The sequence below is a fragment of the Pantoea sp. FN0305 genome (genome assembly GCF_050113845.1).
GTDB lineage: Bacteria > Pseudomonadota > Gammaproteobacteria > Enterobacterales > Enterobacteriaceae > Mixta > Mixta alhagi.
Map to the genome: position 1 here is coordinate 50,030 of NZ_JBNJSN010000011.1, position 12,271 is coordinate 62,300.

Sequence of the window (12,271 nt, forward strand, 5' to 3'; positions counted from 1 at the left end):
GAAATGTTTGCCTTTGGCACTCATCAAGAACCTGGCATCGTTCAGCTAAGTCAGCTAAGTCAGCTAAGTCAGCGATACAGCAAACCAATGTTATCCAACAACTCCATCATTAATGGGGATTCGGTTTTCCCTCTCCTCAATCCAGGCAACGAGCTCAGCGACCTGTGTATCAGAAAACACTGCGATACCATGCTCAATGAGTAGTGAGGCCGCGACTCCCATACTTGGCTTACGCTGGCCGCTAAAAGAGCCGTCGTAGATAAACTGACTACCACATGTTGGGCTGCCGTCAGTTAATAATGCAGCAGTACAACCAGCCTCCTGTGCTGTGCGGAGTGCCAACCAGGCTGCAAGCTGATAATGCTCAGTCACGTCCCGTCCCGTATCTTCTATTATTCTGGCTCGCTCCTGCATCACATCTTTACCATCAGCAGAAACAATCTCTGCCGGGGGGCGTGGTATTGGCAACCCGGCCGCCAGTTCAGGGCAGTGGATCACCAGACGTTGCTCCTGTTGCCAACGCACCAGCTGAGCGACCATTTTTGCTTTTTCACTTCCGTTATAACGGACTTTGAAGCCCATCAGGCAGGCACTTACCAGGATTTTATTTATCATCGTTATTGTAAAATTAGGGCAAAAGAACGCGTGGATTATAATACTTCAACTTTATACATTGACCTGCCAGCCATTCAAGAACGCAGCGGCTAGCCTACCAGGCAGCAGCGCTGCAGTGGCAAGTTGTGTGATTGGTAGTAACCTGCTCCCCGTTGATTAACACGCCGTTATGTACGCAAGGTCTGTTATTGATTTTGGTACATGCTCATAAAGCCGAACGGCTATAGCTGCCCGGCTGTAAGCAATAGATTAGAGACCAAATACGGCCTCAATTTCAATCTTGAGATCAGGTGAAAAAAGACGGCTGACTTCAACAAGAGAACTGGCAGGTAAGTGATCACCGTAATTTTGGTAGAGAACCTTACGCAGGTCGTTAATTTCTTCAAAAGAAGTTATAAAAATGGTCACCTTAAGAAGCGCCGAAAAATCAGTGCCTTCTGCGCTGGCGATTTTCCTGATTTGGCTGAGGATTTCTTCAGCCTGTTCGGTAATGCCTGCGTTTTGAGAGGCCGTGCCAAACGCAGTCAATCCCGAAATATACAGCGTATTATCATGCTTTACTGAGTGGACATAGGGCGCCTTTACCTCACTAACTCAGGATAATTCTTCCGAATCACTTTACTCATGCAGGCTTCCTTTTTTGAAAGGGAACAGGAAACAATCTTATCATTCTTCTGTTACTGCTGAACTTTCCTGCATATAGCGATGATCAGATGTTCAGTAAAACGAGCTTTAGGCATAGCGACCTCCTGCGTTGGCAGGATAAGAATGACGGAGGATCTCTGAATGTGAATGGCACGATTATGCGGGATATTTACATCATGACCGGCAGATCCGGTTCCGCCTTTTTTCGGATCTGACCGGAAAAAGAGAGAAGTAAGCATTACCACACATATCCATGTGCCTTACATCTACATATGTCATACACATTCATATCCTGGGTATCTACATATGCTGGGCATATACATAGGCAACGCATCTGCCTATACTAAGCATATGCGCATACCCGGTACCCTGAACATCATTCCGAATATGCACCACATATCTATCTGCTGGGAGAGAAAGTACATGAGAACCGTATCCATTTTCAAAAATGGCAACAACCGCGCCATCCGTCTGCCCCGAGATCTGGATTTTGAGGGAGTAAGCGAGCTGGAGATCGTCCGGGAAGGAGACAGCATCATCCTGCGTCCCGTCCGGCCGACCTGGGGCTCGTTCGCGCAGCTGGAAAAGGCCGATCCGGACTTTATGGCAGAGCGTGAGGACGTTGTCAGCGACGAAGGACGTTTTGATTTATGAACAAGATGTATATGCTCGATACCTGTATCTGCTCGTTCATTATGCGTGAGCAGCCGGAAGCCGTACTGAAGCGCCTGGAGCAGGCGGTGCTGCGCAACCAGCGCATCGTGGTCTCGGCCATTACCTACGCCGAAATGCGCTTCGGCGCCACTGGCCCGAAGGCCTCGCCACGCCACATTCAGCTGGTCGATGCATTCTGCGCCCGCCTCGATGCCATCCTGCCCTGGGACCGCGCCGCAGTGGACGCCACCACGGACATTCAGGTCGCGTTGCGGCTGGCCGGTACGCCGATAGGCCCGAACGACACGGCGATTGCCGGGCATGCCATCGCCACCGGCGCCGTGCTGGTCACAAATAATGTGCGGGAATTTGCGCGGGTGCCGGGGCTGACACTGGAAGACTGGGTTCGCTGACGTTCGTTACCGGCCACGGCCCAGACCATCATCTCCATGGGGAGACGGCGCTTTCGAATCGTCACGACGCCCGTATCGGCCAGGCACTCATCGATAAGCTCAGGTGAGAGCAAATCGGACAATGCAGCAAATTCTTTAGGAGTGAATTTAAGAACGGCATCAAGCGCCTGACTCAGTAACATAAAAAAATCCGTAATCTCAAGGAAATTACGGATTTTCACACAGCGGTAGGATCGTTCAAGTGATCCTTAACTGATATTACGCATTTAACGGGCTTTTAATTTGATTTTTTTCAGTTAATTACTACGTTGTTTTTTTAGCGCATGTATTTTTAATATCAATACTCGCTCCCAAAACAACAGCAAAGCTGTAAAAAAAACCAACCAAGTTTTGTTCTCAACACAGAACATGCTAACGGCAAATAGCACAGAAATTATTAGCGATGCGATAATATTATATCGTGCATGCGTAAATAATATCGATTTGCGCTCTATATCAATGAGTTTATCCAGCACTGGACAGGCCAATTAACTGAGACACGCTGTTGCTGCGCCGACCGCAGCGCCCGCTATTGCCCACGGCCCGCCGAATGGGGAAATCATCAAAAAACCTGCATTGAACGCACATTGCCAACTAACAGATCCCTCATAAAATCCGCCAGCAGCTCCGGAAACTTTTTTGATTTCTGTCGTAGTTAATAGTTTCATACCTATCTCCTTTATTAAACAGGAATTCCATATTCCGTACGATACATAAGCAACACAAATCAATTTCAGTTATTTAAATGTTTACATGCGGTAAATCATCTTATTTACTGAAATAGACAAACCGCTTGCCGGTGACGTTGACGGGCAAGTCGTCGCGCGGTCGCTGCGTGACGTGTTGCCAGAATTCGCTCAGCGCCTCGCCTTTACCGTGACCGGGTTCTGCACCGGCTCGCCAGCCGATAACAGCGGATTTCGATACGTCCAGCTCCCGCGCGATCTCTTTCAGTGATATGCCCTGCCGGTTGATATCTGAAATGACGCGGAACCAGTCAGTTTTTATTGTCGCAATCACTGGCATTTCATTACCTGTAAAATTTTACGTATCCGGGGGTGTCCCAACCTGTCCCAACCTTTCCCCTGAGCGCCTTATATATATAATGGGGTTTCTGGGAAAAAGGTTGGAACGGTTGTAAATAACCCTATAAATCATATAATTACAGAACCACAACCTCTATTTCAAGGTTGGGACAGGCTGGGACGCTGGCTCGAAAACCCTCATTTTTACGTCATCGATACGACGCTGAACGCGTAAATATCCGCGGCTTCGCAAAACATTACTAATTCGCATCTCCTCGCGCTTGCTGATTCGCGACGCGTCCAGCCCAATCGCGTCATGCAGCACATCGCTGGCGCGTAAAAATTCGCGATTTCGCAGAATGTTACCCGTTATCAGATCTGGCGTGTCGAGCCACGCCTCAACAGTCTCCTGCCACGCGTCGCGTATCGTGTACTGTTCATGCACACCGCCCGCCAGCCGCTCCGCGTCGCGGAACTGGATTCCGTCATGTTTAAACACCTCCCGCGCCTCCGCCCATAGCTGCGTCAAATCGCTCTGTATCGCGGCGACATCGACCGACCGCTGCACGTCAACAGGCAGCCAGCGCCGATTGCCGGTTGTGTCGTTGAAAAACTCGGGCTCGTTTGTCGTGCCGATAAACAGCAGCCTGAGCGGGAACTGCGTTGCAAACTCATGATATTTCGGTACCCAATGCTCATGTATACGCGTGACGAAATTTTTTATCGTTTCCAGGTCGCGGGTATTCAGCCCGCGCAGCTCGCCAATCTCCGCAACGAGCCGGCCACGCATTTTGCGCGCCAGATCGTCGTCGCGTTCAGTAAACGATATTTCAGTGAAAAATTCCGGCGCGGGTGCCAGCGCCGCAACACCGGACGATTTGCCACAGCCCTGAGCGCCAACCAGGATCGGCACCATAACCTTGTACATGCTGCGCAGGTGGTGGTTAAGGCATGTACTGGGGCCTCGCTACGCATGATCACCACACTCCACCTTCTCATCACCATCATTGCGATCATCATCGCAAGAGCAATATTCAACTACCTGTAGAGGTCATCTATGGAAGCTTACGCGCTTACCCTGGATGAGGCCTGCGCGTTTATCGGCATCTCCCGACCCACGGCCAGCAACTGGATACGATCGGGACGCCTGGCAGCAACACGCAAAGACCCGTCCAAACCGAAGTCACCCTATCTCGTCACCCGCCAGGCATGTATTGCCGCTCTCAATAATCCGTTGCACACTGTCGCCGTGAGCGCGGCAGGTGCATATGAGGAGAAATCATCATGTCCATCTTCCGTAGGGGTGAAACATGGTACGCCAGTTTCACAGCGCCAGACGGCAAGCGCTTTAAGCAGTCTCTTGGGACAAAGGACAAAAGGCAGGCAAGCGAGCTTCACGACAAGCTGAAGGCCGAAGCATGGCGTGTCAGCAAACTGGGTGAAGTTCCGGCCGTAACGTTTGGAGAGGCATGCGTGCGCTGGCTGAAAGAAAGAGCGAATAAGAAGTTACTCGATGACGACAAGAGCCGGATCGGATTCTGGCTCCAGCACCTTGCAGGGATGCATCTGAAGGACTTTACTAAGAACCACATTTACAACGCTATACAGCGCATGCCGAACCGGCGTCATCATGAGAACTGGAAGATGAAGGCTGATGCGCTACAGAAAAGAGGTAATCCAGTGCCGGAGTATGTGCCGAAACCCGCATCTGTAGCGACCAGGGCCACGCATCTTGCCTTCATAAAGGCGCTGCTCAGGACAGCAGAAAGGGATGGGAAGTTGCTGGACCGAGCGCCGGTACTGAAGGTTCCGCAGCCGAAGAACAAACGAATCCGCTGGCTGGAACCGCACGAGGCGAAAAGGCTGATTGATGAATGCCCGGAGCCGCTTAAATCCGTAGTCAGGTTTGTACTGGCAACAGGACTGAGGCGGTCGAACATCATCAATCTGGAATGGCAGCAAATCGATATGCAGCGCCGGGTAGCGTGGATAAACCCGGAGGAACGTAAGTCAAACAGGGCTATTGGCGTAGCGCTGAACGATACTGCATGCGAGGTGCTGAAAAATCAAATCGGCAACCATCATCGATGGTTTTTTGTTTATCAGGAAAGCAGCGCGCGACCGGACGGGTCGAAAGTGCCAACGGTAAGGAAAATGCGTTACGACGCAAACACCGCATGGAGAGCCGCACTTCGCCGGGCAGGGATAGAGGATTTCCGCTTCCATGACCTGAGACACACATGGGCGAGCTGGCTGGTTCAGGCTGGAGTGCCATTATCGGTTCTGCAGGAAATGGGAGGCTGGGAAAGTATCGAAATGGTTCGACGTTATGCGCACCTGGCACCCAGTCATCTGACCGAACACGCGAAGCAGATTGATGCGATTTTCGGAAGGATTGTCCCAAATCTGTCCCACATGGAGTTAAGGGATGGTACTGATGGGATGTAACTTATTGATTTTATGGTGCCGATAATAGGAGTCGAACCTACGACCTTCGCATTACGAATGCGCTGCTCTACCAACTGAGCTATATCGGCTTTCCGGAGAGGTGCTACGGGCTGTAACGTTAAAAAAAAGCGACGCCTGAGTCAAGAGGCGCCGCATCGTATGCTGGTTTTATCATCAGCTATAGAAAATTAAGCTATGAACGCACCGTATCATCACCATAAGCCACCCATTTATAGGTGGTCAGCGCTTCCAGACCCATCGGACCACGAGCGTGCAGTTTCTGAGTACTTACCGCTACTTCCGCGCCCAGACCAAACTGACCGCCATCGGTAAAGCGGGTGCTGGCATTCACATATACCGCTGAAGAATCCACCTGATTAACAAAGCGTTCAGCGGTGCGCGTATTGCGCGTCAAAATAGCATCGGAATGCTGGGTGCCGTGCTCACGAATATGCGCGATCGCCTCGTCCATATCCTTTACTACCCGCACATTTAAATCCAGCGACAGCCATTCGTCGTTATATTCGCCCTGTTTCACCGCTTCCACTGCTGCCGGGCCCTGCTGCAACAGCGGCAGCGAAAGCGCGTCGGCATGCAGTTTCACGCCTTCCTGCGCCATACGCTGGCTCAGCGCAGGCAGAAAAGCGCCGGCAATGGCTTCGTTAACCAGCAGCGTCTCCACCGAATTACAGGCGCTGGGACGCTGTTTTTTCGCATTAACAATCACCTTCAGCGCCGCTTCCGGCTCATAGCTGACATCAATATAGATATGGCAAACGCCGATGCCGCCGGTAATCACCGGAATGGTTGACTGTTCACGGCATAGCTTATGCAATCCGGCACCGCCGCGTGGGATCAGCATATCCACGTAGCGGTCCAGCTTCAGCAATTGATTAACCAGCTCACGGTCAGGGCTTTCAATCGCCTGCACCGCGCCTGCTGGCAAACCGTGCTGCTGTAAGGCCGACTGGATAACGCGCACCGTTGCGCCGTTGGTGCGCCAGGTCTCTTTACCGCCGCGCAGGATCACCGCGTTGCCGGTTTTCAGGCACAGCGAGGCGACATCCACGGTCACGTTCGGGCGCGCTTCGTAAATCACCCCCACCACGCCCAGCGGCACGCGACGGCGCTCAATGCGTAAACCGCTGTCGAGCCGACCGCCGTCAATCAGCAGCCCTACCGGATCGGCCAGCCGACAAACCTGACGCACATCATCAGCAATCCCCTTCAGACGCGCGGGATTGAGCATCAGACGATCCAGCAGCGCTTCGCTCATTCCGTTATTACGCGCATCCGCCAGATCCTGCTGGTTAGCCGCCAGAATCTCCGCGCTCTGCGCTTCCAGCTGTTCGGCAATAGTCATCAGCACACGGTTTTTCTCCGTCGTACTCAGCGTGGCAAGCTGATATGAGGCCGCTTTGGCCGCCTTACCCATTTCTTCTAACACTGAAGGCTCCTTAGCTGACAATCATATCGTCGCGGTGCATGGCAACCGGACCGTATTCATAACCCAGGATATCGGTGATCTCCTGGCTGTGGTGACCGGCAATCATCCGCAGCGCATCGCTGTTATAGCGTGAAACGCCATGCGCCACATCACGTCCAGACAGGCTGCGAATGCGGATGACTTCGCCGCGTGAAAAGTTGCCGCTCACTTCGCGAATGCCTTTCGGCAACAACGAGCTGCCGCGCTCCAGCACTGCCGACAGCGCGCCGTCGTCAATAATAATCTCACCGGCAGGCGGCGCACCAAAAATCCAGCGCTTACGGCTCTCCAGCGGCGACTGTTGCGCATGAAAACGCGTACCCACCGGTTTGCCTTCGATCACATCGCCAATAACGTTCGGACGGCCGCCCGCCGCGATAATCACCTCAATGCCGGAGCGGCAGGCGACATCCGCCGCCTGTAGTTTAGTTGCCATGCCGCCGGTGCCAAGGCCGGAAACGCTGTCGCCAGCGATGGTGCGCAACGCATCATCGATGCCATGCACATCACTAATAAGCGATGCCTGCGGATTATGACGCGGATCGGCAGTAAACAGCCCCGGCTGATCGGTCAGCAAAAGCAGCTTATCGGCACCGGCCAGCATCGCTGCCAGCGCCGACAGGTTGTCGTTATCGCCGACTTTGATTTCCGCCGTCGCCACCGCATCGTTCTCATTGATCACCGGCACGATATTGTTATCCAGCAGCGCACGCAGCATATCGCGTGCGTTAAGGAAGCGCTCGCGATCTTCCATATCCGCCCGCGTCAGCAGCATCTGACCAATATTGATGCCATAGATAGAGAACAGCTGTTCCCACAGTTGGATCAAACGGCTCTGCCCCACCGCAGCCAGCAGCTGCTTTGAGGCGATGGTAGGCGGCAGTTCCGGGTAACCCAGGTGTTCACGTCCGGCAGCCATTGCGCCAGAGGTAACAATCACAATTCGATGGCCCGCCGCGTGCTGCTGTGCGCACTGACGAACTAACTCCACAATATGTGCCCGATTTAACCGACGCGATCCGCCGGTCAGCACGCTGGTACCCAGTTTGACCACTAAGGTCTGACTGCCGCTCATGATTTCCTGCCGTAGTAAAAATGTCTTTGAAAGGACTTTTTATCAGGAGTGGGCAAGGATGCCAACAGGCACTAAGGGGAAAAGCCTGGAAAATGCCTGACAACCGCGTAGACCAAAAGTTCGCGTTTAACAATAAAAGCGGAAAAGCTTCATAAAACATTCATCAAATCCCGGTAAAAACGTTTCCGCAGTCATAAGAGTTTTCCGAGCGGTACATTTTTTTACTCATTGGGATTAATAACAAATGAAAAAGAGCGCATTGGCACTACTGGTATCCGCCCTGACCCTGAGCACCGCAGCGCAGGCAGTAGAAGTGTACAATAAAGACGGTAACAAGCTGGATTTCTATGGCAAATTGAAAGCAATGCGTTACATGAGCGATGCTGAAACCAATGCCAGCAGCAACGCCGACAAATCTTATGTGCGTATCGGCTTTAAAGGCCAGACGCAAATTAACGAAATCATGACCGGTTACGGTCAGTGGGAATATCAGTACAACGCTAATAACCCAGAAAGCGACTCTAACGCAGGCAATAAAACGCGTCTGGGCTTTGCCGGGATTAAAGTCACGGATTATGGCTCGCTGGATTACGGTCGTAACTACGGCCTGATTTATGATGTTGAAGCCATCACCGATATGATGCCGGAATTTGGTGCCACTGCATATACATCCGCTGATGTCTACATGCTGAGCCGCGCTAACGGCGTCGCCACCTATCGCAACAGCAATTTCTTTGGTCTGGTAGATGGCCTGGATTTTGCGCTGCAATATCAGGGCAAAAATGAAAGCTCGTCACGCGGCGACGGCGTCTCTAACGGCGACGGCATGGCCGCATCGCTTTCTTATAAAATCCTCGATAGCCTGAGCCTTAAAGGCGCGGTCTCTTCTTCTAACCGTACGCTGAATCAGAAAAACAGCGACTTTGGCGGTGGCGAGAAAGCCGAAGCCTGGGCAACCGGCATTAAGTATGACAACAACGGTGTTTATCTGGCGGCCACTTACGCTGAAACCCGTAATATGAACCCGATTAGCGGCAATGATGTTAACGTTAACGGCACCGTAGAAGATATCAGCGGCTACGCTAACAAACTGCAAAATATCGAAATCGTAGCGCAGTATCAGTTTGATTTCGGCTTGCGTCCGTCGCTGGCTTATGTTCAGAGCAAGGTGAAGGATATTGAAGGCGGCATCGGTGATGCGGATTACCATAAGTTCGCTGACGTCGGCGCGACCTATTACTTCAATAAAAACATGTCCGCATTCGTGGATTACAAAATCAACCTGCTGGATGATGACAACACGCTGAACCGCAACACTGACGATATCGTTGCAGTGGGTATGACCTACCAGTTCTGATATTCGGCATCATCCGGTCAGCCTTCTGAATACACCGGTATTGCTGCAACAGAAGGCGGGCCGCCTGATGCGGTAATAATACAGAAAAGGGCAGACTTCGCGTCTGCCCTTTTCTTTGTAAAAACGACTGATTAGGCGGTTAACTTAAGCGTCTGTTCATTAGCGCCTTCAGCAGGCAATAACCCCAGTTCCAGTTCAGCCAGCGTAGACTTCAGGCGTTCGTGGAAGTTACGCAACGTCTCTTCCAGCTTCTCTTCATTCTCTTTGCCTTTGATAGCGCATGGCTTCCAGTTGCCATCTTTATCGTGCAGGCCATAGTGATACTGATAGGTAAAGTGATCGGATTGCGCATCCAGCTCCAGCCACCATCCCCAGAATTCACGGCTTTCCGGTGCAGGTTTAACATTGACGCAAACGGCCAGGCAATCAAAAAAGAACCGCTCATTTTCGCATTTGTTCTCGCGAATATAGGGACCCAGCGCGGTAAAACGTTTAAGCAACCGGCTTCGTGGATGTCCATTCGGTAACGTCATGGTTTACACCTCCTTAAATGAGCTAACAGTTTTAGCAAACTAATGCAAAATAGCAACTTATCACTTCAACTGTTGTACCAGCCAGTCGCAGATGGTTTGCAGTGCCCGATCGAAGTTGCCCAACACCGGCGAAAAGCCGATCGGCAACAGCTTGCCGTTTGCGGATGAGTTAACAATCAGACGCGCATCTTCTTCCGGGCTCCAGGGATCGTTCTGCCAGTAGCCTGCCAGCATTGGCGTTGGTGTACGGCGTCCCAACAGCCCCTGGGTTTTCAGCGAATAGCGATTTAGCTCAGTGCGCAGTACGTCATCTGTGGCGCGTGCCATACCCAGCCGACTGGCTAACACATCAATATACATATCCGGCACACGCTCCTGCTGAGCGGAGTTAGCCAGCAACGCATGAACAATTGGCCCCAGGGTAGCGACGGCGCGCAGACGCTGCGCTTCCAGATAAGCCAGACGTACCGCCACGTTAGCGCCAAAACGATAGCCCAGCGCCGCCACGCGCGTATGATCGACCCACGGTACCGCATCCAGACCGCGTAGCACCTGCTGATGCAGAAAGCTGGTATCCTGGTTCAGTTTCCATTTAGAGGAAAAACCCACCGACGGCATATCAATCGTCAACATCGCGATGCCGCGCGGTGCCAGGTAATCGTGAAACAGGCGATAGTGATCGATCTGCAGGCTATCAAGGTTGCCGCATAGCAGCACCGTAGGATAAGGCGCGCTAACATTAGGCGGCATATGCAGGAAGCCCGTAATCGAGCCGCCGCCCTGAATCGGGAACGATAACTCTTTCAGCTCGCCAGGCAGACGCAGCGTAGCTTCTTCATAGGCGCGGTTAGCCAGCGTTTGCGCCTGTTCGGCCAGCTCATCGCCTTTGATATGTGGCCACGCGGCCAGGCTGTAGAGATTAACCGCATGCAGCCAGTGCTCGCCCGCTTCCGGCGTTTCGCCTGCGTCCATCGCCTTCTGCTGCCATAGCGCCGCCTGTTTGCTCCATTCATAAATCCAGTTGCCGCTGCGATAGCCAATGACCGTATCCAGCAGATCTTCGCTGGTGCGCTCTGCTGAACTGACAGCAATCCGCGCCAGCACTTCGCTAATCTCAATCAGCGGCAAGCCGCGCCAGCTCCAGAGCAGGCGGTTGAGCATGCGATACCAGCCGGTATGGCTCTCACCATCCAGCGTGGATTGAACGGTCGAAGTAACGTGATGCCGTTGGCGCACCAGTGATGACGTTTCCGGGTGTTTAAATCGGGGTTTGAATAGCTCTTCGCTGAGATTTTTTGCTGACATGGTGTCGCTCTCCTGCCGCCGCGCAATCACGAGACTACAGTGTACTTCACCCATCCCCAGGGTGCGACCCGCAGAAACGACAACGCCCGGACGAACCGGGCGTTGTTTTGATGCAGGTCAATCAGCGATCGACGATCGGCGGAACAAAGGCAACGCCCATATCCCACGGCTGCTCAATCCAGGTATTCTGTGCGATATCCACTACATAATCGTCAACCAGCGGCGCGCCAGCAGGCTTAGCGAAAATAGTGACGAAACGCGCTTTCGGATACATTTCACGGATCGCCTGAGCGGTGCCGCCGGTATCAACCAGGTCATCAATCACGATAAAGCCTTCGCCATCGCCTTCCGCACGCTTCAGCACGTTCATTTCGCGCTGATGATCGTGGTCATAGCTGGAAATACAAACGGTGTCGACATAACGGATAGAGAGTTCACGCGCCAGCAGCGCAGCCGGAACCAAACCACCGCGGCTTACGGCAATAATGCCTTTCCACTGTTCAACAGGAAGCAGGCGCTGAGCCAGTTTACGGGCATGAATCTGCAACATGTCCCAGGTGACGACGTATTTTTCGCTCATAAAAGGAATCCCGACCAATCGAATTGGCCTAAAAAATATGCAATGGGAAAAGGTTGCGCGGCATTATAAGGATCTGACGCGTTAAAAACCAGCACC

13 protein-coding genes, 1 tRNA gene and 3 pseudogenes are annotated in these 12,271 nt (G+C 52.5%); 5 read left to right on the top strand and 12 right to left on the bottom strand.

The genetic code is table 11. The annotated features are described in order from the left end of the window. Nucleotides 1-90: 90 nt before the first annotated feature. On the bottom strand, nt 91-615 hold the full coding sequence (locus ACQE3Y_RS18510) for a DUF523 domain-containing protein (protein ID WP_426982232.1): 525 nt from the start codon (nt 613-615) through the stop codon (nt 91-93). 249 nt (nt 616-864) lie between these two features. Continuing rightward, nucleotides 865-1,241: pseudogene (locus tag ACQE3Y_RS18515) on the bottom strand (RidA family protein). 442 nt (nt 1,242-1,683) lie between these two features. Here ACQE3Y_RS18515 and vapB point away from each other — a divergent pair. Both vapB and ACQE3Y_RS18525 read left to right on the top strand, forming a co-directional pair. After that, on the top strand, nt 1,684-1,914 hold the full coding sequence (gene vapB / locus ACQE3Y_RS18520; protein ID WP_085067815.1) for a type II toxin-antitoxin system VapB family antitoxin: 231 nt from the start codon (nt 1,684-1,686) through the stop codon (nt 1,912-1,914). Next, nucleotides 1,911-2,327 (top strand): type II toxin-antitoxin system VapC family toxin, encoded by a 417-nt coding sequence (locus ACQE3Y_RS18525; protein WP_426982233.1) that lies wholly within the window; start codon nt 1,911-1,913, stop codon nt 2,325-2,327. The genes vapB and ACQE3Y_RS18525 overlap by 4 nt, the downstream gene beginning before the upstream one ends. Before the next feature lie 8 nt (nt 2,328-2,335). On the opposite strand, the pseudogene ACQE3Y_RS18530 reads toward ACQE3Y_RS18525, so the two are convergent. From ACQE3Y_RS18530 to ACQE3Y_RS18545, 4 genes and pseudogenes are all read right to left on the bottom strand, one after another. Next, a pseudogene (locus tag ACQE3Y_RS18530) lies at nt 2,336-2,509 on the bottom strand (transposase domain-containing protein); the annotation flags it as partial. Nucleotides 2,510-2,854: 345 nt separating this feature from the next. After that, nucleotides 2,855-3,034, bottom strand: a complete 180-nt coding sequence (locus ACQE3Y_RS18535; protein WP_426974701.1) for a hypothetical protein — start codon at nt 3,032-3,034, stop codon at nt 2,855-2,857. A 100-nt stretch (nt 3,035-3,134) separates the two neighbouring features. Further along, nucleotides 3,135-3,392: a hypothetical protein gene (locus tag ACQE3Y_RS18540; RefSeq protein ID WP_426974702.1), complete on the bottom strand. Its 258-nt coding sequence runs from the start codon at nt 3,390-3,392 to the stop codon at nt 3,135-3,137. A 153-nt stretch (nt 3,393-3,545) separates the two neighbouring features. After that, nucleotides 3,546-4,307 (bottom strand): annotated as a pseudogene (locus tag ACQE3Y_RS18545) (VapE domain-containing protein); the annotation flags it as partial. 141 nt (nt 4,308-4,448) lie between these two features. Here ACQE3Y_RS18545 and ACQE3Y_RS18550 point away from each other — a divergent pair. Continuing rightward, a complete protein-coding gene (locus ACQE3Y_RS18550; RefSeq protein ID WP_426982234.1) occupies nt 4,449-4,799 on the top strand; it encodes a helix-turn-helix domain-containing protein in 351 nt (116 codons plus the stop codon). Next, entirely contained in the window at nt 4,682-5,839 is a 1,158-nt protein-coding gene (locus tag ACQE3Y_RS18555) for a site-specific integrase (protein WP_426982265.1), read from the top strand. The genes ACQE3Y_RS18550 and ACQE3Y_RS18555 overlap by 118 nt, the downstream gene beginning before the upstream one ends. Nucleotides 5,840-5,852: 13 nt before the next feature. On the opposite strand, the gene ACQE3Y_RS18560 is transcribed toward ACQE3Y_RS18555, so the two are convergent. The 3 genes from ACQE3Y_RS18560 to proB form a co-directional block, all read right to left on the bottom strand. Continuing rightward, nucleotides 5,853-5,928: transfer RNA gene (locus ACQE3Y_RS18560), tRNA-Thr, on the bottom strand. Nucleotides 5,929-6,032: 104 nt separating this feature from the next. Beyond that, nucleotides 6,033-7,286 (bottom strand): glutamate-5-semialdehyde dehydrogenase, encoded by a 1,254-nt coding sequence (gene proA, locus ACQE3Y_RS18565; protein WP_426974704.1) that lies wholly within the window; start codon nt 7,284-7,286, stop codon nt 6,033-6,035. A gap of 10 nt (nt 7,287-7,296) precedes the next feature. Beyond that, the gene (gene proB / locus ACQE3Y_RS18570) at nt 7,297-8,400 is read right to left on the bottom strand and encodes a glutamate 5-kinase (protein WP_426982235.1); all 1,104 of its coding nucleotides are present in this window, start codon (nt 8,398-8,400) and stop codon (nt 7,297-7,299) included. A 244-nt stretch (nt 8,401-8,644) separates the two neighbouring features. Between proB and ACQE3Y_RS18575 the strand changes: the two genes are divergently transcribed. After that, complete coding sequence (locus tag ACQE3Y_RS18575) at nt 8,645-9,757, top strand: porin (RefSeq protein ID WP_426974706.1); 1,113 nt, start codon at nt 8,645-8,647, stop codon at nt 9,755-9,757. Nucleotides 9,758-9,888: 131 nt separating this feature from the next. Here ACQE3Y_RS18575 and crl read toward each other — a convergent pair whose 3' ends face one another. From crl to gpt, 3 genes are all read right to left on the bottom strand, one after another. Further along, entirely contained in the window at nt 9,889-10,290 is a 402-nt protein-coding gene (gene crl, locus ACQE3Y_RS18580; protein ID WP_426974707.1) for a sigma factor-binding protein Crl, read from the bottom strand. Between the two features lie 60 nt (nt 10,291-10,350). Continuing rightward, nucleotides 10,351-11,595 (bottom strand): esterase FrsA, encoded by a 1,245-nt coding sequence (gene frsA, locus ACQE3Y_RS18585; protein WP_426974708.1) that lies wholly within the window; start codon nt 11,593-11,595, stop codon nt 10,351-10,353. A gap of 121 nt (nt 11,596-11,716) precedes the next feature. Beyond that, on the bottom strand, nt 11,717-12,175 hold the full coding sequence (gpt, locus tag ACQE3Y_RS18590) for a xanthine phosphoribosyltransferase (protein WP_085067843.1): 459 nt from the start codon (nt 12,173-12,175) through the stop codon (nt 11,717-11,719). Nucleotides 12,176-12,271 lie beyond the last annotated feature (96 nt).